The organism is Methylobacterium sp. WL19 (genome assembly GCF_008040005.1).
GTDB lineage: Bacteria > Pseudomonadota > Alphaproteobacteria > Rhizobiales > Beijerinckiaceae > Methylobacterium > Methylobacterium bullatum.
In genome coordinates this window covers 1-22508 of record NZ_VRVC01000089.1, presented here as the reverse complement: position 1 = coordinate 22508, position 22508 = coordinate 1, and the positions used below count along the sequence as shown (strand labels likewise).

Sequence of the window (22508 nt, the reverse complement as noted above, 5' to 3'; positions counted from 1 at the left end):
CCGTCGCCGAAGCCGAGGCCGAGCGTGAGCGTCAGGCCATCGAAGCGGCTCGCGTCGCCGAGGAGAAGATCGCCCTCGCCGCTGCCGCGCGCATCGAGCAGAAGCAGCAGCGCGACGCGCGCTACGCCGCCCGTAAGGCCAAGGCCCGCAAGTAGGGCGGACCGGTGCCGCATCGGTCTTGAGTGAGGGGCGGATCCCGCTTCCCCGAGACCGGTGCCGCGAAACGAAATCCCGGAGAGCCGTCCCGACCCATAGGTTCGGGACGGGCATCCACTGGGTTCGACGTCGGGGCCGCTCGTCAGCGATCGGCCCGTCACGTCGAATGGGTTGGCTCGGTCCTCCGTGAGGGTTCGGGCGCAGGGTGGCATCGCCGGACGGAGCTGCCGCCCATCTCGTCCTTTTTTCGCAAGGCCACAGGCTTTCGGCAAGGCGACGCGCGACCACGAACACCCGTCCGGGGACGCGGAGCCCCTTTTCGCGTCGACTACAGAAAGGCACTCCCATGGCCCATAAGTTCAAGCTCGGGCAGCGTGTGCGCCGCGCCCGCATCGGCTATGCCGACGTCAAGGCCGATCCCGCCGACGTGTTCGAGATCGTCCGCCTCGTTCCCGAGGACCAGACCGGCGAGCCGTTCTACCGCATCAAGTCCGGCGGCGGCGAGCGCGCCGTCCGCGAAGGCGAGATCACCCTCGCCTCGTGAGACTTGGCTTCCGGCCCGGCCGGAGGCAGAGACGAAAAAGGCCCCGCATCGGAGGATGCGGGGCCTTTTTCATGGGTGCTGCGTTCGGCCGGTCGAGGTCAGTGACCGCCCTCGGTGGCGTTGCGGGTCGCCTCGTAGAGGAACCAGGTGCGCTCCTCGGCCTGGTCGATCCACTCCTCCAGCAGGCTCGTGGTGGAGACGTCCTTAGCCTCGTCCGTCACCTCGTGCAGCTCGCGCATGTTGGCGGTGAGGGTCTTGTTGTCGTCGCGCAGCTCGGCCAGCATTTCGAGGGGGCCGACATACTCCGCGTCGTTGTCCTCGACGCGGGACAGCCTGGAGGCCTGACCCAGCGACCGCAGGGTGGTGCCGCCGATCTTGCGGGCGCGCTCGCCGACATCGTCGATGATGCCGAAGATCTGCTGCGACTGCTCGTCGAGCATCAGGTGGTAATCGCGAAAGTTCGGGCCGCTCACGTGCCAGTGGAAGTTCTTCGTCTTCACATACAGCGCGAAGAGATCCGACAGCAGGACCGTCAGGCCCTCGGCGATCTTCTTCGTCGCCTCGGGGGCGAGATCGGTCGGGGTGTTGAGGCGATCCCCGTCGACGCGCGTGCGTCCGCTCAAGCTCTTTGCCATGACGTCATAACTCCGTTTGAATTCCGATCGCGGGCGGCGTCCAGCGCACGCCCCATGACGGGAAAAAGCCGGAGACAGGGGGGAAAGTTCCGCATCCCAGCCATGAGCGGAGCGAGGCCCGTCGATTGCCCTCGCTCCATGCCCCCGGAGGAGGGATCCGGCACCCCTTCTGCTCGGCATCGATGATTCGGAGTCGGATGGAACGCTCGCGCAGGGCTGACGGCCCATGGCGCGGCCCGGGGTGATCCGCGCCGCGCCTTTCCGGGTCGATCGGGCCGATGCCGGGGACGTCGGAGCGCGATCTCCGACCGCCGGCTCACCCGAACAGGAAGTGCCCGGCATCGATCAACTCCGCCTTCGTCACGTCGTGCAGGATGATTTTATGCGTCGGGTCGGGGTCGCCCACGACGGTGATCTGCGTGTCCGCGCCTCTGTGGACCGCGGTCAAGGTCAGGTCTTCGATCTTCGTCGCGAGCGCCGATACGTCGAGATAATCGTGGGCGACAGCGAATTTGAAGATCTCGTCCCGCCCAAAGTCGCCGGCGAAGGAGAAGGTGTCTCGCCCCCCTCCGCCGAAGAGCTTGTCCGAGCCGTCACCGCCACGGATTTCGGCATCGCCGAACCGCGCGACGATGCGGTCGTTGCCGGCGTCACCGCTGAGATCGCTCGGGTAGCGGCTGCTGCCGATGATGACGTCGTTGCCGGCTCCCCCGGAAATGCTACCGTACCCCGTCCCCAGACTGAGCCAGTCGTCGCCCGCGTCTCCCTGAAGAAAGTTGCTTTGGGCACCACCGGTGATGTGATCGTTGCCGCCCCCCCCGCTCGCATAGCGTCCGCCGGAACCGAGGCGTATCGTGTCGTCGCCGCCATCGCCGAAGACGGACGCCATTCCGCCGGCCAGTTCGATGACGTCGTCGCCGTCCTGACCCCTTATGGTCGACAGGCCGCTGCCGCCGGTGACGTGGTCGGCGCCCTGGGTCGCGTAGAGGGTGCGGGGTGCGCTTCCCGTCGTCGACAGGACGATGGCCACGCCCTCTGTGACCTCCGACAGGTCCAGAGACGACCCCGATCCGACATGGACGGCCTCGATGCTCCTGAACGTGTCGTCGGTGAAGCTGAACGCGTCCGCTCCCTGCAGGAACAGCGTGTCCTTGCCCGCGCCGCCATCGACGGCCGCTCCGGCGCGGTGAAGGACGAGACGGTCGTTGCCGTTCCCGCCCAGGAGCGTATCCGCCTCGCCGGTGCTGCGCAGGGTGTCGTTGCCGCCCCCACCGTCCAGGCGATTCTGGCCCCTGCCTCCTTCGAGAACGTCATTGCCGTCCAGGCCGAGAAGCGTGTCCGCACCGGACCCGCCGCGAAGGATGTCGTCGAACACGTGCCCCTGCAGGAAAACAGAGCCTTTGTTGTCGGAAAAGTCGATGAGATAACTCAATTCCCAATAATAGAATTTGTGATCGTACCTCATACCGGTATGGTTGTTCGTAAAACTTCCGTTGAAAGCATCGTTTTTGACGGGCGTCCAATTCGCGATATACGTGTAAGACGACTTGTTCGAGTCGTATATTGGCTCATAAATGTATACAAAGCTGTAATGATCCGGATTGAATACGGATCCGGGACTATAATGAACGACAGGCATGATATCCCCCAGACAATCAAACTCTGGAACAGCGCCGCACTCAACACGAGGCGAGATAGCGACTGATCGTCGAGGGGGATTAGAGAGCAGACTTTCTGCATATCGACAATTGTACTGATAAATACCCTGTCGATGATGCGGACGACTGTTTTGGGAGAACTATTACGGACGAGGCCGGATGATCCGGTACGTCCCTATCGGTCGAAATCTGACGGATGGAACCCGGGCGCTGGGTGCGCTCGCGATCCATGCCGGCCGCCAAGATCGCTGCCAGCGCTTCCCGAAAGCCGCCATTCGTCGGCCTTGCGGCAACTTCGGCTCGGTGTAGTAAGCCGACGTTCGGGTCAGGGCTGGCCACGCCGCTTCCACGGATTTAACGTCCTGCTCCAATGGCGAGCCCCGCGACGTGACCCAGCGACTGTTCGCTTCGATCCAGATCACCCGAGCGGCTACGCAGGACGAACTTGCGGCCCTGGAGACGGCCATCGGCGACTTGCCGCCGTCTTATCGCACCTTCGCCGAGACCTACGGCACCGGCCGGACCAATGACCTGTTGCTGATCTTCATGCCGTTCAGCTGCCCCTCTGGCACGTTCGAAGATCGGGGCCGCGGCCTGACCGACGTGCTCGACGACTTCGTCGCCCACTGGATCGCTGACGGCGGCCGGCTCGGCGACCTGGATTGCCTGGAGCCCTACGATGAGGAGAGCGTAGGCGTCGCCGCCCGCTACAATGAGTTGGTTTTCTTCGCCACGAGCGAGAACGGCGAGTCCTTCTGCTGGCTACGCACTGACGATCGCTTTGCCTTCTACACGTTGGATCGCGCCTTCCTGTCAGTGCGATACGGAGGCGACGACCTGTTGGCGATGATCGGCGACATGCAGACGGATAAGGTTAAGCGGCTGCTCGGGACCGGCTACGAGCCCTTGCCCTCGTCCTTCGTGGGATTGCGCTAGAGCTGCGCCCGACCACGTTGGGTCGGGGCACATCTCTCGGCCTTTGTTGTGCCGCGCTCTTTTTTCGCCGAACCGGCATCCACTTCGGCGGAGAGCGCTCTAGGCGATGAGTGGGCTTGCTCGTTTAGCCTGGGCGGCGCGCTGCCAGCCGACGCGAGGACGAGTATCCGCAACTGTTTGTGAGCGAACAGGTCAGCAACGTCCGCCTCAACGCCGTTCCTGCCGGAAGTAGCCGGGCAAAAATCCACCCGACTTGGACGTTCGGCGGGTACCGAGCGTCGGAGTTCCACCACGAATTCCGGCGTCGCCGTGGCATCACCGGGCGGAGTCATTCGCCCGGAAGCGGTTCGAGCGGGCGGCCCGCGTGCGGACTTGCCGTGAGCCGTTCGACTTGTTTGTCCGAGGCTTGCGTCATCCCGAGGTGCCGCGTGGCGGCCCCGAGGGAGCCTTCCGGGGGGATCGCCCTATCTGCCCGAATTCACGAAAAGAGAACCCGGGGGCCGTGCCCGCCGGGGACAGGCGGCCTCAGGTCAGAACGACGACGCGGGTGCCGATCTCGACGCGGCCGTAGAGGTCGATCACGTCCTGGTTGATCATGCGGATGCAGCCGGAAGAGACGCTGAGCCCGATGGATTCGGGCTCGAGGGTGCCGTGGATGCGGTAGAGCGTGTCCTTGTTGTCCTGCCACAGGTAATGCGCCCGTGCGCCGAGCGGATTGCGGGAGCCGCCGGGAACGCCGAGGCCGCTCTGGAGCTGGGTCACCGACCGGGCAAGCTTGGGCGTCCGCGCGATCATCTCCTTGGGCGGATACCAATCCGGCCACATCTGCTTGGAATTCACCGTCGAGACGCCCGACCAGGAAAAGCCCTGCTTGCCCACGCCGACGCCGTAGCGCCGCGCCCGGCCATTGGGCTGGACCAGGGTGAGGTGGTGCGCGCGCGGATCGACCACGATGGTGCCGGGGGGCTCGCGGCCGGTATAGGCGATCTCCTGGCGCAGGAAGACCGGGTTCGCCTTGCGCCAGTTGAAGGCATGGACCGGGAACGGCTCGTCGGTGATCGCCGCATAGGCCTTGGCGTAGTCGATCGGCCCGTCATCCACCGGACGCGCCACCGCGTTGCCCTGGTTCGCCGGCGGCGGCTGCTGCGCCCGGCGGCGGGCATTGGGATCGGCATAGGGATCCGCGTCGGGATCGTCCTCGAAGCGCGGGGCGGCCGTGCGCTCGCCATAGGGCTCGTAGCGCCCACCCCGCCGGCGGTAGAGCCGCCCGGCCTCGTCCCGATAGAGACGGTCGTCGTCATAGGGGCCGTAACCGTCCTCCGACTCGATGGAGAGCCGGCCGCGGACCTGGGCGAGGGCGGCGAGGGGGGAACCCACCAGGGCCAGGGCCGCGCCCGCGCCGCTCAGCAGGGTCCGCCGGCTGACGGGGAGAACGGGCCGTTCGGAGATGACGCGTTCGGACTCGGTGTGTTCAGGCTCGGAGCGTTCGGACATGGGGTACTCGAGGATGGGCCCCTCGCCAGGGCGCGAGGACTAAAGCCAAGATCGTGCGGTGACTTAGCAAGCCCGGGGGCCGGCGTCACGCCGGCCCGTCGCTCATCAGCATTGCGGCCGGGTGGGGTCGCCGGGCAGGCACGAGGCCGGCCCGGCGACGGACCTTTCATCATGGCGCGAGAATGAGCGGGAGATGTCGGGATTTCATCGAGTCTTGCGATTGCAAAAACCTCTGTTCGCGTCGACATACGTCTTTGCATTTCAACACCATCGAATCCTTGGAAGACGGACGAATCCTGTGCCGATCTCTTCGTTCGCACACCCTGGCGCGTCAGCCCTGACGCTCGCCCTCGGGCTTCTCGTCGCCGGGCCCGGCCCGGCCCTGGCCGGCCCGAAGCCGGTCCCCTCGTGGTCGACGGCCAAGGCGAAGGCCGTCGACACTTCCCGGAAGACGGCCGCCAAGCGGTCGCGGACGGTCAAGGCCAACACGGGCAAGGCCAAGACGGCGCCCGCCGCCGGATCCCCCGCCAAGGAGGCCGCCGCCGACGAGTCCCCGTCGACGGAGGCGCCCGCCGTCACCTGGACCTCGGCCGAGCCGGACGAGCTCCGGTGCGGGCGCAGCCGCCGCAAGCTGTGGCAGGCGGGCGAAGGCTGGGTGGTCAAGACCGTGACCGTCTGCCGTTAAGGCTCTCTGCAAAAAAGCGGAGGCGGGCCGCCGGGTAGGACCGGCGGCGGCGGCGCGCTACAAGGCCCCGGCCCGCACGGGCGATGTCCGGGCGAGGTGGGAGCGATGACGTGATCCGCGTGCTGCATACCGGCGACTGGCATATCGGGCAGTCCCTGCGCGGCTATTCCCGCGCCCACGAGCATGCGCGGGCGCTCGCCCATCTCGAAGCCATCGTCGTCGGCCACGAGGTCGACGCCCTCGTGGTGGCGGGCGACGTCTACGACAGCCAGAACCCGTCCGGCGAGGCGCAGGCCCTGCTCTACGACGTGCTGGTGCGCCTGCACCGGGCGCGCCCCGCCATGACCATCGTGCTGACCGCCGGCAACCACGACGCGGCCGGGCGCCTCGAAGCGCCGAGCCCGATCCTCGAGGCCATCGGGGTCCGGGTCATCGGCAATGTCAGCCGCCGCGACGGCGCCGTGTCCATCGAGCGTCATCTCGTGCCGGTCCTGAGGAACGGCGACGTGGCGGCCCAGATCCTGGCGGTGTCCTATCCCACCGCCGCCTGCCTGCCCCCCCTACGCCGGGAGGAGGGATCGCCCATCGTGCGGGCGGTGCGCGCCCTCTACGCCCAGGTGATGGAGGCGGCGACGCCGCATCTCTGCGGCCTGCCGCTCCTCCTCACCGGGCATCTGCACGTGGCCGGGGGGACCGAATCGGAGGGGGCCGAGCGCCGCATCCTCGTCGGCGGCGAACATGCCGTGCCGCCGGACGTGTTTCCAGCGGAGGCCGATTACGTGGCGCTGGGCCATCTCCACAAGGCCCAGACCATCGGCGGCGGGATGGTGCGCTATTCCGGCTCGCTGATCCCGCTCTCGGCCACCGAACAGCCCTACATCCACGGGGTCAGCCTCGTGACCCTGGGCGACGGACCGGCGCGGGTGGAGCATATCCCGATCCCGCGCCCGGTCCCGTTCCTGCGCCTGCCCGCGCGCGGCGACATGCGGCTCTCCGACCTCGCCGACCATCTCAAGGCCCTCGACCTCGACCCGGCCCTGCCGATGGAGGAGCGGCCCTACATCCAGGTCCGCCTCGCCCGCGAGGGGCTAGGGCCGGGCCACCGGGCCGAGGTGGACCGGATCGCGGACGGTTTTCCCGTGCGCATCGTCGACACCCGCGTGGCGCCCGCCGCCGATCCGGTGGCGGAGGCCGTCGAGGCGGCGCCCCTCGTGCGCCTCTCCGAACGCGACCCGGAGGACCTCTTCCGCCTCGCCTTCGCCCGCGTGCGGGGCGCGCCACCGGAGCCGGCGCATCTGGAGGTGTTCCACCGCGTCCGGGCCGAGGCCGAAGGCTGAAGCCCGCCGCACCGGTCTCTTGTCACGCGCCCGTTACCCTGTAGGTATTACAATTCGATTGTGCGCCATCGAGATTCGCCGGCCCATGCCGATGCGAGCCGGGCGACGGGGGAAACAGCGCCATGAAAGTCTCGATCGTCGCCACCGGCTGCGCCATGGCGCTCGCCCTCGCCGCTCCGGTCCGAGCCGAGGAGGCGGATGCCGCCGCCATCGTCAACGGCCAGTTCGTGGCCGGCGGCAACAAGCCCGGCGTGCGGGCCAGCGGCGCCAAGGGCGTCTGCCTCACCGGGCAGTTCACCCCCTCGGCCGAGGCGGCGGGGCTGTCGAAGGCACCGCATTTCGCCAAGACCGTGCCGGTGACCGCGCGCTTCTCCATGGGCGGCAGCAACCCGGGCATCTCGGACAAGGCCAAGCCGGTGACGCGGGGCTTCGCCCTGCGCCTGCGCGACCCGGCGGGCGACCTCGTCCTCGTCATCATTTCCGCGCCGGTCTTCTCGGCGCGGACGCCCCAGCAGCTGTTCGATTTCGTCTCCGTCCGCGCGCCCGGCCCCGACGGCAAACCCGATGCCGAGAAGGTCAAGGCCTTCGCCGCCGCCAACCCGGAGACCACGAAACAGGCGGCCTGGCTCAATGCGCGCCCGGTCCCGGCGAGCTTTGCCGGCGTCGATTACTGGGGCGTCCACGCCTATACGCTCACCAACGCCAAGGGCGAGGCCAAGGTGGTCAAGCTGAAGACCGTGGCGGATGCGGGCCAGCTCGGCCTCACCGACGAAGAGCTTAAGGCCAAGCCCGACAGCTTCTATGCCGACGAGCTGAAGGAGCGCCTGGCCAAGGGGCCGGCCAGCTTCTCCCTGGTGGCGATCCACAGCGAGGCCGGCGACCCCACCGCCGACCCGACGGCTCTGTGGCCCGAGGAGAACCGCAAGAGCACGACGCTCGGCACCCTCGCCATCACGGCTCTCGAGCCCGACGCCACCTGCGACGCGGCCACCTTCGATCCGGTGGTGGACCTCCCCGCCGGCATCGCCGGCCCGGCCGACGACCCGATGTTCGCGATCCGCTCCCCGGCCTACGCCGTGTCGCTGTCGCGCCGCGCGCAGTAGAGGAATATTCGACCCGCCTGTCCGGTCGCGAGGAGATCGCGCGACCGGGCAGGCCAACGCTTCCCCTCGCCGGAGCCTGTCCGGCTTGCTTGTCCCGGGCTTCACCTCATCTTGAGGTCGTCTGATTGGAGGATCGACTCCGGCATGAGCATCCGCTGAGACATCCAATCCAATGGGCTCTCAGAGGATGAAGCTGATTTCGAGCAAGGAATCGGCCGTGACGCCGAGCAGGATGATCTTGTCGGTCGGTCCGACTTCGTGGGTCACGGTGATGAGCGTGCTGTCGCCGTTCTGGAACGACAGGACGTCCACCCTATCCGTGTCGTCGTCGAGGCCGCTGAAGACGATCCTGTCGTTGAGCGCGTCGAACTTGCGGATGACGTCGCGGCCATCGCCCGCGGCGAAGACGAAGGTGTCGGCACCCGCGCCGCCGAAGAGGGAGTCGCCGCCTGCTCCGCCGGTGATGATGTCGCTGCCCTTTCCGGCGACGATGCGGTCGGCGCCGTCCGTGCCGACGATCGTGGAGCCGCTATCGGCGACGCTCTGCGAAAAGATCTTCGTGCCGACATCGACGCCGGTCATGGTCAGGGACGCCCCGTCGCGGACATAGATTTTCTCTATGCTGGCGGTGCTGGTGAACGAGTCGTCAGTCAGGACGACGACACTGCCTTTATTTACGAAGAGCAGGTCCGTCCCCTCGCCGCCATCCACCCTCACGGGCGAGCTGCTGATGACGAGGCGATCGTTGCCATCCCGCCCGTACAATTCGTCGGAACCACCATTGCCGTTCAGCGTGTTGGCGCCGCCGTCTCCGTAAAGGGTATCGCCGGACGTACTGCCAATGACGTTCAGGAATCCAAAGTAAGCATCCTGCTGCGCATCGCCGTTGAGGCCGCTGTTTCCAGCGAGATCGACAGTCACGCCCGCGGTGGAATGCGCGTAGCTCAACGTATCGACGCCACCGCCACCGGTCATATAGTCGGCGCCCGCACCCCCCTCGATGACATTGTTCTCAACGCTGCCAGCTATGACGTCGTCATATTGCGATCCGCGAATGTTGGCAATATTTACAAAGATGTCTTGTTGATTTTCACTTGCAAAATCATAGCCTTTGCCGATCCTCAAGTCGACGTCGACCCCGCCCGAGCCGTCTCCGGTAGGCGCATCGAAATGCTCGTAGCTCAGGGTGTTCGTGCCGGCGCCGCCATCGATGGTGTTGATGCCGCCACCGCCCTCCAGGATATCGTTGCCGCCGCCGCCGTTCAGGACGTCGTCACCGAGGCCGCCCCGCAGAACGTCGCCTTGCGTTCCGCCATCGAAATTTACGTCAGCCTTGTTATCAGAGAAATCAAGGTACAGACTGAGCATTGATACCGTGGAAGGAACCATATATCTGGTCAATGCACCATTATTGTAGAAACCTAGACCAAAAAAGCTATCGAGTACCGTTTTGTAAAAAGAATCAACTCCATTATACGCGAAGCTGCTCAGTTCGAGAGGGACACTCTTATCTTCATCGTACGAATCTGTATATGAACATCTGATCTCGGCCATTGGATCGCTCTTCAGATTATATATTGAGTTATGGAGGCGTGACTTAACGCGAATAGAGTCGCAGGAATTGAATATTCTATAGCTATAAAGAAATAATGAATCAGTGCAGTATTGGCCCGACTATGGTTCGGCCTCGATCAGCTCCGGAAGGCGATGACGGCAGAGGCATAGTTGCGGGCCAGCCGTCGTATCGGGCGGCAAGACGACGGAAGTCTTTGAGGCGGCAGAAGATAGCCTCGACGCGCCAGCGCTCGCGAGAGCGGCGCTCGGCACAGGCGATAACCCGGTCGCGCTGGGATCGCGCGACCGGGCAGGCCGGAGGACTGGGCAGACTTCAGAAGAGGAAGCTGCCTTCCGTCACGGAATCGGCCGTGACGGCGAGCAGGATGATCTTGTTCGAGGCTCCGGTGTCACTCGTGAAGGTGATGATCGTGTTGGCCTCGCCGTGGAACGATCCGATCTTCACGTTATCCATGCTCTGCGTGATGAGACCGATGTGGAGCGCATCTTCAGTCACGTCGAACTTGCGGATGACATCGCGGCCATCGCCCGAGGCGAACTCGAAGATGTTTGCACCGGCGCCGCCGAAAAGGGAATCGCCGCCCTTCCCGCCGGTGATGACGTCGCCGCCCTTGCCGGCCACGATGCGGTCGGCGCCGTCCGTGCCGACGATCTTGGAGGAGCCATCGTTCAGGCTCTGCGAATAAATCTTCGTGCCGATATCGACGCCCGCCATTGTGAGGGACGCCCCGTCGCGGACATAAACTCTCTCGATGCTGGCAAACGACTCGTCGGTGAGTTCGACGTTGCCGAACCTCGCGATGAAGAGCAGGTCCGTCCCCTGGCCGCCCTGTACCTTCACGGGCGAGTTGCCGATGACGAGGCGATCGTCGCCGCCCCGGCCGTACAATTCGTCGTTGCCGCCATTGCCGTTCAGCGTATTGGCGTCGCCGGTTCCACTAAGGACATCATTCGACGTACTGCCAAGTACGTTCAGGAACCCCAGGTAATGATCCCCCTCCGCGTCGCCCTCGAGACCGTCTTGTCCAGAGAGATCGACAGTCACGCCCTCAGTGGAATGCGCGTAGCTCAACGTATCGACGCCACCGCCACCGGTCATATAGTCGGCACCCGCACCACCCTCGATGACATTGTTCTCGGTGTTACCATCTATCCCATCGTTATATTGCGATCCGCGAATGTTGGCAATATTAACGAAGGAGTCCTGTTGTTTGTCGCTACCATAATCGTAGCCTTCGCCGGTCCTCATATCGACCCCGACCCCGCCCGAGCCGTCTTCGGTGGGCGCATCGAAATGCTCGTAGCTCAGCGTGTTGGTACCCGTGCCGCCGTCGATGGTGTTGATGCCGCGACCGCCCTCCAGAATATCGTTGCCGCCGGCACCGTTCAGGACGTCGTTGCCGTCGCCGGTGCGGAACACGTCCCCGAAATCGCCGCCGGTGACCCGCGTGATTTTATCGAAGTCGCTGGAATCGCCGTAGAGGCCAGCCATCTGTGTCGACAGCTGGAAGACCTGGGCCTCATATTCGATCCCCGGCCCATCCAGGAAGTATACGAGAAAATTTTCGTACTCTTCATACCCATCGACCACGGCACCAGGGCCGAAATCGAGCGTCCTGGCCTCCGGGTTGATTGGTTCTTGATATCCTATAGTGAAATTTTCGGGATCGTAGTCGCCGTCCATCGTATAACGAAATTGAGCCATCTTGAGCCCCTACAGAACAGGTTCGTGCTAAAACCGCTCTGCTTCGATATGACTCCACCATTTAAAATACAGTTATGGCTTTGTCTGAGAATACCAAGACAAAGCCCTTGCGAGCCAAAAACTGTGCCCCACTGTAGGCGGGTGACGAGCGTGTCCTCGATGCGGCCCGCCGGCATCTGCATACCGGAGGACCGTTGCCGAGCACGGCGCTCGGCATGGGCGATCGCCCGGTCGCGCTGGGATCGCGCGACCGGACAGGCGGGATCATCGTGCGGCCGTCAGAGGATGAAGCTACCCTCTGACACAGTGCCGAACGCGACGTCGATCAAGATGATCTTGTCGGTCGGTCCGGATTCGTGGGTCAGGGTGATGAGCGTGCTGTCGCCGCCGTGGAACGACCGGACGTCCAGGCCACCCGTGTCGCCGCCGAGGCTGCTGAGGTCGATCTTGTCGTTGATCGCGTCGAACTTGCGGATGACGTCACGGCCATCGCCCGCGGCGAAGACGAAGGTGTCGGCACCCGCGCCGCCGAACAGGGCATCGCCGCCCTTGCCGCCGGTGATGCCGTCATCGCCCTTTCCGGCCTGGATGCGGTCGGCGCCGTTCGTACCGATGATCGTCGCGTTGCCGCCGGCCTGGCTCTGGGAATAGAGCTTCGTGCCGACCGCGACACCCGACATGCTGAGGTACGCCCCGTCGCGGACATAGACCTTCTCGATACTGGCATCGACGGAGAACGATTCGACGTTGAGCTCGACGGTGCTGTCCTTGAGAATGAAGAGCAGGTCCGTCCCCTCGCCGCCCTCCACCTTCATGGGCGAATCGCTGATCACGAGGCGATCGTTGCCATCCCGGCCGTACAGTTCGTCACTGCCGCCATTGCCGTTCAACGTATTGGCGCCGCCGTCTCCGTAGAGGGTATCGCCGAACGTACTGCCGATGACGTTCTCGAACGATGTAAATCGATCGTCCTCCGCGTCGCCTCCAATACCGAATTCTCGAACGAGATCGATATTCACGCTCCCGCCCGAATGCGCATAGCTCAGCGTATCGACGCCACCACCGCCGACCAGTTCATCATCCCCCGCGCCGCCTTCTATGACGTTGCCGTTATCGTCACCAGTTATACCATCTTTACGCACTGATCCTCGAACATTGGAGATATTCGAGAACGTATCGACAACGGCTGTGCCAGTCGACCAATCGGTGGCCTGGCCGGTCGACAAGTCGATGATCATTCCGAACGAACCAGCGGACGTATCGAAATGCTCGTAGCTCAGGGTGTTCGTGCCGGCTCCGCCGTCGAAGGTGTTGGTGCCGCGACCGCCCTCCAGGGTATCGTTGCCGCCGCCGCCCTTCAGGACGTCGTCGCCGTCGCCCGTGCGGAACACGTCACCGAAATCCCCGCCGGTGACCCGCGTTACGTAGCCGAAGTCGCTGGAATCGCCGAAGATGCCGCCATCCTGGGTCGTCATACCGAAAGAACGTAGTGACTCTTCGAATTCCGGACCATCGATCAAATAGACAATCTCGTTTCCGTATTGAGTATACCCGGGTATCGACGACGCCGGCCCGAAATCGAACGTTCGAACAGCGGGATCGATAATCTCCGAAAATCCAAGCTCCTGATTACTAGGGTCAAAATTTCCATTCAGTGTGAAATAAAATGCCGTCACAACGAAACTCCGCAGGTCAGACTGGCGTCGAGATGTCTAGCTGCGGACTTAGTCATCAGATTTTAAAATATTGTTATGACGTTAATCGGTCTAGATCGATACAAGCCCTCCCTGTCGGGGCACCCGACTCCCGAAGCCCGGAACGAGCGCCAAATCCTCGCGACGGGTCGCCGGACCATCCGCTGAATCCTCATGGGGAAAGCCCCAAATGCCGCGCGAGCCGCGGCGCGCCCGCGGGTCCGGAACGGGAGCCCCCCATCGTCCTCAGCCCTGGCCGGAGGCGATCATGTCCTTGATCCGGCCGGCCAGCGCTTCCATCACGAAGGGCTTGGTCAGCACCTGCATGCCGGGCTCGAGATGCCCGTTGCCGACCACGGCGTTCTCGGCATAGCCGGTGATGAACAGGATCTTGAGGTCGGGTCGGGCCACCCGTGCCGCGTCGGCCATCTGGCGGCCGTTCATGCCGCCGGGCAGGCCGACATCGGTGACGAGGAGGTCGATGCGCACGTCCGATTGCAGCACCTTGAGGCCGGAGGCGCCGTCGGCCGCCTCGATGGCGGTGTAGCCGAGCTCTTCCAGCACCTCGGTCACGAGCATGCGCACGGTGGGCTCGTCGTCGACGATGAGCACGGTCTCGCCCCGTTGCGCGCGCGGCGCGGCGGCGAAGGCGCCGGCCTCGTCCACCTCGGAGGCCTCGCCGTAATGGCGCGGCAGGTAGAGGCACATGGTGGTGCCTTCGCCGAGTTCGGAATAGATCCGCACCTCGCCGCCCGATTGCCGCACGAAGCCGTAGATCATCGACAGGCCGAGGCCTGTGCCCTCGCCGAGCGGCTTCGTCGTGAAGAACGGATCGAAGGCGCGGGCGATCACCTCCGGCGTCATGCCGGTGCCGTTGTCGGTGACGCAGAGGGAGAGATACTGGCCGGGGTCGAGGTTGCGCTCGCGGGCGGCATGCCCGTCGAGCCACTTGTTGGCGGTCTCGATGGTGAGGCGGCCGCCATCCGGCATGGCGTCCCGCGCGTTGATGCACAGGTTCAGCAACGCGTTCTCGAGCTGGTTGGGGTCCACCAAAGCCGGCCACAGACCGGCGGAGCCCACCACCTCGATCGCCACCGCCGGGCCGACCGTGCGGCGGATCAGCTCCTCCATCCCCGCCACCAGGGCGTTCACGTTCGTCGGTTTCGGGTCCAGGGTCTGGCGCCGCGAGAAGGCGAGGAGCCGGTGGGTGAGGGCCGCCGCCCGGCGCGAGGCGCCCTGCGCCGCGTTGATGTAGCGGTCGAGTTCGGTCAGCCGCCCCTGCGCCATGCGGGTCTGCAGCAATTCGAGGCTGCCCGAGATGCCGGTGAGCAGGTTGTTGAAATCGTGGGCGATGCCGCCGGTGAGCTGGCCCACCGCCTCCATCTTCTGCGACTGGCGCAGGGCCTCCTGGGTCTGGGCGAGGGCCGCCTCGCGGGCCTTCTCGTCGGTGATGTCGCGGGCCACCGCGTAGAATACCTCGCCCACGGGCGCGCTGACCCAATCGAACCAGCGATACGCGCCGTTCGCCGTGCGGACCCGGTTCTGGTGCCGTACGGTGCGGCCCTGCCGCATCGCCTCCACCGCCTCCGCGCTGTGGGGGAGGAAATCGGGGTGGATGATCTCCCAGAACGGCGTCGCCAGCAGGGTCGCCTCGTCGTAGCCGAGCACCTCGGTCCAGGCCGGGTTCACGTTGAGGAGGCGGCCGTCGAGGGTGCCCGACATCAGGAGGTCGGGGATCAGCGTCCAGATGCGGTCGCGCTCCTTGATGCGCTCGGCGATCTCGCGCTCGAGCTCGGCCCGCGAGCGGGCCAGGACCTCGCGGGCCTCCACGATCTCCTGGATCTCGGTGCAGGTGCCGAACCAGCGCACGATCCGCCCGTCCGCGTCGCGCACCGGCTGCGCCCGCCCCAGCACCCAGCGATACTGCCCGGAGCGGTGCCGCAGGCGATATTCGATGTGGTAGGGCTCGCCCGTCTCTAGGCTATGGCTCCAGACCGTCCAGGCCTTGTCCCGGTCGTCGGGGTGGAAGATGCCGTTCCAGCCCGCGCCGTCGGTGGAACCCGCCGGGACGCCGGTGTAATCGTACCAACGCTGGTTGAAGTAATCGTGGTGCCCGTCCGGCAGGGTCGACCACACCATCTGGTCGATGGAATCGGCGATGGCCTGGAAGCGCCCCTCGCTCTGGCGCAGGCGCTCCTCCGCCTCCCGGCGCTCGTCGATGTCGATGACCGAGCCGACATAGCCCAGGAACTCGCCCTCGGTGCCGAAGCGCGGGGTCGCCGCGTCGATGGCCCAGCGATAGGTGCCGTCGGCCCGGCGCAGGCGGTACTCGACCCGGAAGGGCTCGTGCGCGGCATTGGCGGCGAGGAACGTGTCCGCCGCCAGCCCCTCGTCGTCGGGATGCGTCGCCTTGGTCCAGCCGAGGCCGAGGGCCTCCGCCTCGGTCTGCCCGGTGAACTCGTACCAGCGCCGGTTGAGGTAGATGCAGGACCCGTCGGGGATCGTCACCCACATCATCACCGGGGCGTGGTCGGCCATGTTGCGGAACCGCGCCTCGCTCTCCGTCAGCGCCTCGGCCTGCGCCCTGCGCTGGGTCTCGTCCCGCGCGATCCGGAGGAAGCCGGGCGAACGGCCCTGCGGGTCCGGCGGCAGGCGGTGGAGGGAGCCGGCGAGGAACACCGGCATCCCGTCCGCGCGCCGATGCCAGCGCTCCGAATCGGCGCGGCCCTGGTTCACCGCCTCGGCGAGTTCCGCCGCATCGATGCCGGCGGCCCGGTCCTCGGATGTGAAGATCATCGCTCCGTCACGGCCCAGCGCGTCGGCGGCCGTCCAGCCCAGCACCTCGACGGCGCCCGCCGACCAGCTCGTGATGATCCCCTGCGGGTTCATGGTGAGGACCACGTGATCGCGGGCGCCCTCCATGACGAGGTGCAGACGCTCCTCGCGCTCGCGCAGGGCCTCTTCCGCCGCCCGGCGCCCGCTGACGTCCCGGTAGAACACCGAGAGGCCGCTGCCGGAGGGATAGACCCTGACCTCGATCCAGATGTCCCGCTGCGTCGAGCTGTGGCGGTAGGTGAGTTCGGCCGAGGCCCGTTCCGCCATGGCGCGGCGGTAGAGGGGCCAGGTCGGCATCCGCTCGGCATCCGGCCACACCTCGAGGAGGTGACGGCCGAGGATCGCCTCCGAGGGGCGCCCGTCGAGGCGCAGGCCCTCCGCGTTGATGCGGCGGACGCGGAAGTCGTGGTCGAGCAGGAGGAAGCCCTCGCCCATCCCGTCGAGGACGCCGCGGACCTCGGCCTCGCTCTGCCGCAGCCGGCTCTCGGCACCGATCCGGCCGGTGGTCTCGGTGCAGGCGCAGAAGAAGCCGGCGACGGTGCCGTCCTCCTCCCGCACCGGCGTGTAGGAGAAGGCGAAATGCGTCTCCTCGGGAAATCCGTTGCGCTCCATGACGAAGGCGACGTCGTCCATCTGGATGGAGTGTCCCGCATAGGCATCGGCCACGATGGGGGCGAGGTCGCTCCAGATGTCGGACCAGACCTCGGCGATGGGCCGCCCCATGGCGGCCGGATGCTTGGCGCCCATGAGCCGGGCATAGGCATCGTTGTAGAGGACGATCTGCCCCGGCCCCCAGGTGACGAACATGGGCTGGCGCGCGGCGACCATCATCCCCGTCAGCGTGCGGAGGGACGCGGGCCAGGAGGCGAAGGGTCCGAGGGGAGTCGTGGACCAATCGATGGCCTCGATCAGCGCACCACACTCGCCCCCGTTCACGAGGACACTCACTGCCACTCTTTCTCCGTCGCGAGGGTCGATGCGGGATGGCGCGCCGCGGGATCGGATCGCGCGCCCGCACAGGATCGACGTCCCTGCCAACGGCCAAGGTCGACCCGCCGTTCCCCGCGAGGGCCCGCCTCACCGGAGGGACGGCCCGGCCTCGACATCGCGGCCCGATGACACGAGCCGGTGTCCGATGTCAAAGTCGCGGCGCCCGCCGGTCAGTATCCCTGTTTGAAATGTCGTCCTGAACGATCGCCCCCACGCTCCCGTTCCGACTCCGAGTGGGGGAAATCCGACGCTTGGTCCCCATCCCTAAGCGTCCGAGGAGGTTGGTAATCGGACGTTGGCCAGCTGCCAGAACGTTGACGTTCGACCTTCGGAACAGGCCCGCGCCCCGATCCGCTCTCCCATGAACCAGAGGCGACCGGGCTTTGCCAAGGCGTGCCGTCGCCCGCTCCCCTTGCGCCCGCTCCCCTTGCGTATGCACCCGTATCCGCGTCACGCTAGAGTTGCGCCCGACCACGTTGGGTCGGGGCACATCTCCAGGCCTTTGTTGTGCCGCGCTCTTTTTCGCCGAACCGGCATCCACTTCGGCGGAGAGCGCTCTAGCGCGGATGGACCACCAGGGTCCTGGGCGCGGAGCCCAGACCCCTCGGTCATCCCTGCTCCAGGAGGTTCGTGAAGTTTGCGACGATCCCGGGCGTCCGGCTGCCCTTGGAGGACGCGGCCATCAACCGGACATGGTAGCGGGCGCCGTCTGTGCTCTCGATCGTCCGCTCGGAGGGACGGCTCGTTGCCAGCACCGTCGGGATCTCGTCTGACAGCCACGTCAGGGGAATCGGCGTCGAGAAGTTGCGCAAAGACCGGCCGACGTCGCCCGGCTGCAGGCCAAAGATCTGCGCCGCGGCGGCGGTGAACATGCGGATGTGGAGATCCGGTGTCAGGAGCACGCTGGCGACGTTCATGCCCTCGAACAGCGTGGACTGGTCATCGCTCATATGATCGATGGCCTCGATCTTGGACGTCAGCTCGGCATTCAACGTCTGAAGCTCCTCGTTCAGAGACTGCGTCTCCTCCTTCGAAGCCTCCAGTTCCTCGTTGGCGGCCTGCATTTCCTCGTTGACGGAGTACAGTTCCTCGTTCGAGGATTTGAGCTCCTCGAGGGAGGTTTCGTACTCCTCGATCACACCCTGAAGCCGCTCGCGCGTCACGCTCAGTTCGCGTTCCAGGCCCTGGAACGCCGTGTCCCGTTCATTCGCCTCCAGGGCCTGCCGCTCCCTTACGACCGGCGCAGCGGCTTCCTTGAACACGACCAGGAACAGTGGCTCAGTCGCGCCGGCCGTGTTCAGCGGCTTGACGACCAATGAGATAGTCTGGAGCCGGCCGTCCGGCAGTTCGACGCTGATGCTGTCGCGCACGGCCGGGGTGTTGCCCTCTATCGCCTCGCGCAGCGCCGTTCGGAGATCCAGCCGCAGGCCCTTGCGTGCCATCGCAGCCAGCTCCCGAGTCGGCTGTCCCGGCACGACCTCCAGGTGATCGCCGATCCGCGACGAGTAGTGCACGGCCTCGCCCGTCCGCGTCACGACCGCGTGCGGCGGCGTGAACTCGGATAGCATCAGCGTCTCGACCGTGTGCCGCAGGGCCGCATGTGTCGTGACGTTGCGCCGGTACGGCTGGCCGGCACCCGCGAAGATCGGCGTGTCAGGCCCGGACATTGGTGGCAAGCGGGCCGGCAGGATCGCGTCGCGGGCCTGGAAGATGCGGTTCCGCTTGTCGATCGTCTCGAACAAGTCGTCGAAGCGCGTCACGTTCTCAGCCATCCCGATGAAGAGGTAACCGCGCGGGCGTAGAGCGTAGTGCAGCACTGGCATCAGTTGCTGCTGGGCTTCGACGCCGAGGTAGATCAGCAGGTTGCGGCAGGAGACGAGATCGAGGCGCGAGAACGGCGGGTCGCGCAGCACGCTGTGCGGGGCGAAGCTGCAGAGGTCGCGCACGGCCTTTGCGACCACCACGCTGTCGCCTTCGACGACGAAGTGCTGCGCGATCCGTTCGGGCGTGACGGCGGACAGGTAGGTCCTCGGGTAGAGGCCGGTCCGGGCGACCGTGAGCGATCGCTCGTCGATGTCGGTGGCGAAGATCTGCACGCGCGGCGGTTCCGCCAGGGTCAGCATGTGCTCGCGCAGGAGGATGGCCAGGGAGTAGACCTCCTCGCCGGTCGAGCACGCCGGCACCCAGATCCGCACGACATCGGTCGACGCGCGCTCGTCGAACAGCTTCGGGATGACGTGGGTGGAGAGAGCCTCGAAGGCGGCGGCGTCGCGGAAGAAGTTCGTCACACCGATCAGCAGATCCCGAAACAGCGCCCCGACCTCGGCCGGGTCGGCACGCAGCAGCTTGAGGTAGTTGTCCGGCCCGGCCGCGCCGACGACGCTGATGCGCCGCTGCAGGCGACGCACGAAGGTGCTGGGCTTGTAACCGGAGAAGTCATGGCCGACCTGCGAGCGGAGGATGGCGAAGATCTCGGTCAGCAGTTCGGCATCGAACTCCCGAGCGACCAGGTCGGCCTGACCTTCCTGCGTGGCGGGACTGATGGCGGCGAAGCGGGCGGCGATCCGGTCGCCCATCCGTTCGGCCGTCTCGCCGAAATCGACGAAGCCGGTCCGCAGCGCGCTGATGGGCATGTCGGGGGCTTCGGGGCCGGAGCCATCCAGGGTCTGGGCCAGGGTCAGGCCGCCGTGCTCCTTGATCGCCTTGATGCCGATGGCGCCGTCACCGTCGCCGCCGGACAGGATCACGCCGACCGCGCGCTCGCCCTGGTCGACGGCCAGGGCAGTCAGGAAGATATCGACCGGCTTGGTCTCGCGGATCGCCGGCCTCAGCGGCTTCAACCTCAGCCGGCCGCCCGCGATGCTCATGACGAAACCGGCCGGCATGACGTAGACGCGGCCCGGCCGGACCGGCACGCCGTCGACGGCGACCTCGACACCGAGCGGCGTGAGCCGGGCCAGCACGTCCGAGAGCAGGCTCTTGTGCTCCCGGCTGAGATGCGTGACGACGACGAAGGCGGCTCCGAGCGTCGCCGGCACCCCACGGAAGAAGCCCCGCATCGCCTCGATGCCGCCCGCGGACGCGCCGATGCCGACGATCGGGAAGTGGTCCTGGTCCATCACCACGTTCTGAGCCTTCGGATCGATGCTACGCCGTTCGTCGGGTCCCAGCATCATGCGTTCTTTCCTACACCGCGTCGATCAATGCACGGTGGTTCCGGCCGCCCGTTGTCCCATCGCGCCAGCGACATCCAGCGCAGGTCGGCTTTTTGCGGTTTTCGCATAAAGCGAGCAGACGTAAGTATAACCCTAAGCTGTAAGGTTTTCGCCTCGGAAATTGCCGAGAAGCGGACCTTAACCGATCTCCCGGGAGCGGCTATTCTGCTTCCAACCGGTAAGGCCTCTTCTTGACCTTGCCGCTAGCCGCGGGTCCCCTTCGCCATGTCGAGGAGACGCTGAGTCTCTGCAAATGTCACATTCAGCTTCACTTGCGCATCGCGAAGCTCCACAATCAGCCCCGCTGTGCGCCTCATCTCCGCCCGTCCTTTCCGGAAGCGTAGCTTAGAGGGTTGTTTTGAACGCTTTCGCCCGTGATCCAGAACCTCCGCGAAAGGCACCACCATCAGAATGGTACCACGCGCGTCGGTGATCTCGAAGCCATACCGGATCGGGTTCTCCGCGTTGGAGGCCAGATCAGAGCTCATTCCCGGCACGGCCTTGAAGGCCTCAAGATAAGCTGCCTCAACGCTCACGAGATCCAGGCCTGTATCGTCGCAGTCAAGTCCATCTGGGCCACGGAGGTGAAAGTAAAACTGTGTCATAGACCGTACCCGGTGGACGTTTCTTCATCCTGCCAGCCTGCGCGGGTCGTTTCGGATGGTCAAGGCCGAGGCCGTGCCCCCCGGAAATCCACCCGATCCCGCTAACTAGAGCCGTGACCTGGTAGCGGCTCTGGATTCCGGGCTCCGCGATGCGGACCCAAAATGACGACGTGGCCTGTTCAGTGTCGTGCCACATCCCATTCCCCCTGGTTCGCAGCCCTGCCGCCATCCCGCCGCGTGTGGACATCGTTGCGCGGCGACGGCATCGCCCTCGTCCGCCCGTCATCCTGGGCTATGACACTCTTCCCCGCATCCCCCTGATTTCTTGAGACGAGGCCACGACCCTTGCGCATCCTGGCGATCCGCGGCGAGAACCTCGCGAGCCTCGCGGCCCCCTTCTCCGTCGATCTCGCCGGCGGCCCCATCGGCGCCACCGGCATCTTCGCCATCACCGGCGAGACGGGGGCGGGCAAGTCCACCATCCTCGACGCCCTCTGCCTCGCCCTCTACGGGCGCTATCCGCGCGTGGCGACCGGCGGGCGCGAGCGGGCGCCCGATCCCGGCGGCGACCCCATCACCATCGGCGACGAGCGGGCGATCCTGAGGCGGGGGGCGACCGAGGGCTTCGCCGAAGTCGATTTCATCGGCCGCGACGGCCAGGGCTATTGCGCGCGGTGGTCGGTCTACCGGGCGCGGGGCAAGGCCAACGGCCGCCTCCAGAACAAGACGCGCTCCCTCACCCGGCTGGCGGACGGGGGCTCCGTCGGCGACAGCAAGGCCGGCCTCGTCGACGCGGCGATCTGCGAGCTCACCGACCTCACCTTCGACCAGTTCCGCCGCACCGTCCTGCTGGCGCAGGGGGAGTTCGACGCCTTCCTCCTCGCCGCCGAGGGCGAGCGCGCGGAACTCTTGGAGAAGATCACCGGCACGGCGATCTATTCCGAGATCTCGAAGCGTATCCATGCCGGGGCCGAAGCGCAGCGCGCCACGGTGAAGGAGCTGGAGGCCCATCGCGACGCCGTCGGCCTCCTCGACGAGGCGGCGCGGGCGGAGAAGCACGCAGAGCGGGCGCGTCTCCAGGCCGAGGTGGCGGGGCTCTCCGGCCAACTGGCGGACCTGAACGCGGCGCTGGCCCATGCGCGGCGCATCGCCGACACACGGGGCCTGGTCGCGGCGGCCGAGAGCCGCCTCACCGTGGCGCGGCAAGCCCTGGAGACCCATCGGCCCGACAGCCTGAGGCTGGCCGAACTCGACGCGGTGGAGCCCCTGCGCGAACCGGCGCGGAATGCGGCGCGGGCGGAGCGGGATCTGACCGCCGCCGAGGCGGCCCTGGTCCTGGCC

Annotated in this window: 15 protein-coding genes and 1 pseudogene; 6 read left to right on the top strand and 10 right to left on the bottom strand. The window is 66.1% G+C overall.

Going from position 1 to position 22508, the window contains the following annotated elements; translation table 11 throughout:
* Positions 1–502: 502 nt before the first annotated feature.
* Positions 503–700 (top strand): hypothetical protein, encoded by a 198-nt coding sequence (locus FV220_RS17110; RefSeq protein ID WP_018046073.1) that lies wholly within the window; start codon positions 503–505, stop codon positions 698–700.
* A 98-nt stretch (positions 701–798) separates the two neighbouring features.
* On the opposite strand, the gene FV220_RS17105 is transcribed toward FV220_RS17110, so the two are convergent.
* Both FV220_RS17105 and FV220_RS17100 read right to left on the bottom strand, forming a co-directional pair.
* The gene (locus FV220_RS17105; RefSeq protein WP_056147064.1) at positions 799–1335 is read right to left on the bottom strand and encodes a DNA starvation/stationary phase protection protein; all 537 of its coding nucleotides are present in this window, start codon (positions 1333–1335) and stop codon (positions 799–801) included.
* A 316-nt stretch (positions 1336–1651) separates the two neighbouring features.
* The gene (locus tag FV220_RS17100; protein WP_187273439.1) at positions 1652–2800 is read right to left on the bottom strand and encodes a calcium-binding protein; all 1149 of its coding nucleotides are present in this window, start codon (positions 2798–2800) and stop codon (positions 1652–1654) included.
* A gap of 580 nt (positions 2801–3380) precedes the next feature.
* On the opposite strand from FV220_RS17100, the gene FV220_RS17095 reads away from it, so the two are divergent.
* Positions 3381–3929: an SMI1/KNR4 family protein gene (locus FV220_RS17095; RefSeq protein ID WP_056147068.1), complete on the top strand. Its 549-nt coding sequence runs from the start codon at positions 3381–3383 to the stop codon at positions 3927–3929.
* A gap of 525 nt (positions 3930–4454) precedes the next feature.
* Here FV220_RS17095 and FV220_RS17090 read toward each other — a convergent pair.
* Positions 4455–5423, bottom strand: a complete 969-nt coding sequence (locus FV220_RS17090) for a L,D-transpeptidase (RefSeq protein WP_018046068.1) — start codon at positions 5421–5423, stop codon at positions 4455–4457.
* Positions 5424–5721: 298 nt separating this feature from the next.
* Here FV220_RS17090 and FV220_RS17085 point away from each other — a divergent pair, with 298 nt between their 5' ends.
* The 3 genes from FV220_RS17085 (at position 5722) to FV220_RS17075 (ending at position 8548) form a co-directional block, all read left to right on the top strand.
* Positions 5722–6108, top strand: a complete 387-nt coding sequence (locus tag FV220_RS17085; RefSeq protein WP_147832667.1) for a hypothetical protein — start codon at positions 5722–5724, stop codon at positions 6106–6108.
* A gap of 110 nt (positions 6109–6218) precedes the next feature.
* Complete coding sequence (locus FV220_RS17080) at positions 6219–7445, top strand: exonuclease SbcCD subunit D (RefSeq protein ID WP_147832666.1); 1227 nt, start codon at positions 6219–6221, stop codon at positions 7443–7445.
* Positions 7446–7567: 122 nt separating this feature from the next.
* Positions 7568–8548: a catalase family peroxidase gene (locus tag FV220_RS17075; RefSeq protein WP_147832665.1), complete on the top strand. Its 981-nt coding sequence runs from the start codon at positions 7568–7570 to the stop codon at positions 8546–8548.
* Positions 8549–8728: 180 nt separating this feature from the next.
* Here the strand turns inward: FV220_RS17075 and FV220_RS17070 are convergent, their stop codons facing one another.
* The 7 genes and pseudogenes from FV220_RS17070 to FV220_RS17040 form a co-directional block, all read right to left on the bottom strand.
* Positions 8729–10102: a calcium-binding protein gene (locus FV220_RS17070; RefSeq protein WP_238253679.1), complete on the bottom strand. Its 1374-nt coding sequence runs from the start codon at positions 10100–10102 to the stop codon at positions 8729–8731.
* A gap of 137 nt (positions 10103–10239) precedes the next feature.
* Positions 10240–10370: pseudogene (locus FV220_RS17065) on the bottom strand (IS5/IS1182 family transposase); the annotation flags it as partial.
* Positions 10371–10436: 66 nt separating this feature from the next.
* The gene (locus FV220_RS17060) at positions 10437–11828 is read right to left on the bottom strand and encodes a calcium-binding protein (protein WP_244474557.1); all 1392 of its coding nucleotides are present in this window, start codon (positions 11826–11828) and stop codon (positions 10437–10439) included.
* A gap of 278 nt (positions 11829–12106) precedes the next feature.
* The gene (locus FV220_RS17055; RefSeq protein ID WP_246689477.1) at positions 12107–13504 is read right to left on the bottom strand and encodes a calcium-binding protein; all 1398 of its coding nucleotides are present in this window, start codon (positions 13502–13504) and stop codon (positions 12107–12109) included.
* A 264-nt stretch (positions 13505–13768) separates the two neighbouring features.
* Positions 13769–17305 (bottom strand): PAS domain S-box protein, encoded by a 3537-nt coding sequence (locus tag FV220_RS17050; RefSeq protein WP_147832669.1) that lies wholly within the window; start codon positions 17303–17305, stop codon positions 13769–13771.
* 650 nt (positions 17306–17955) lie between these two features.
* On the bottom strand, positions 17956–20466 hold the full coding sequence (locus FV220_RS17045; protein WP_246689478.1) for a CheR family methyltransferase: 2511 nt from the start codon (positions 20464–20466) through the stop codon (positions 17956–17958).
* Positions 20467–20765: 299 nt separating this feature from the next.
* Positions 20766–21167: a hypothetical protein gene (locus FV220_RS17040; protein WP_147832663.1), complete on the bottom strand. Its 402-nt coding sequence runs from the start codon at positions 21165–21167 to the stop codon at positions 20766–20768.
* 345 nt (positions 21168–21512) lie between these two features.
* Between FV220_RS17040 and FV220_RS17035 the strand changes: the two genes are divergently transcribed.
* Positions 21513–22508: AAA family ATPase (locus FV220_RS17035; protein WP_147832662.1), on the top strand; the 996-nt coding region annotated here is incomplete at its 3' end.

Excerpts from the sequence above, each read along its gene's own strand:
- FV220_RS17100 (WP_187273439.1), bottom strand. The coding sequence starts at position 2,800 with ATGAGGTACGATCACAAATTCTATTATTGGGAATTGAGTTATCTCATC.
- FV220_RS17090 (WP_018046068.1), bottom strand. The coding sequence starts at position 5,423 with ATGTCCGAACGCTCCGAGCCTGAACACACCGAGTCCGAACGCGTCATC.
- FV220_RS17110 (WP_018046073.1), top strand. The coding sequence starts at position 503 with ATGGCCCATAAGTTCAAGCTCGGGCAGCGTGTGCGCCGCGCCCGCATC.
- FV220_RS17060 (WP_244474557.1), bottom strand. The coding sequence starts at position 11,828 with ATGGCTCAATTTCGTTATACGATGGACGGCGACTACGATCCCGAAAAT.
- FV220_RS17040 (WP_147832663.1), bottom strand. The coding sequence starts at position 21,167 with ATGACACAGTTTTACTTTCACCTCCGTGGCCCAGATGGACTTGACTGC.
- FV220_RS17075 (WP_147832665.1), top strand. The coding sequence starts at position 7,568 with ATGAAAGTCTCGATCGTCGCCACCGGCTGCGCCATGGCGCTCGCCCTC.
- FV220_RS17070 (WP_238253679.1), bottom strand. The coding sequence starts at position 10,102 with ATGGCCGAGATCAGATGTTCATATACAGATTCGTACGATGAAGATAAG.
- FV220_RS17105 (WP_056147064.1), bottom strand. The coding sequence starts at position 1,335 with ATGGCAAAGAGCTTGAGCGGACGCACGCGCGTCGACGGGGATCGCCTC.
- FV220_RS17045 (WP_246689478.1), bottom strand. The coding sequence starts at position 20,466 with ATGGACCAGGACCACTTCCCGATCGTCGGCATCGGCGCGTCCGCGGGC.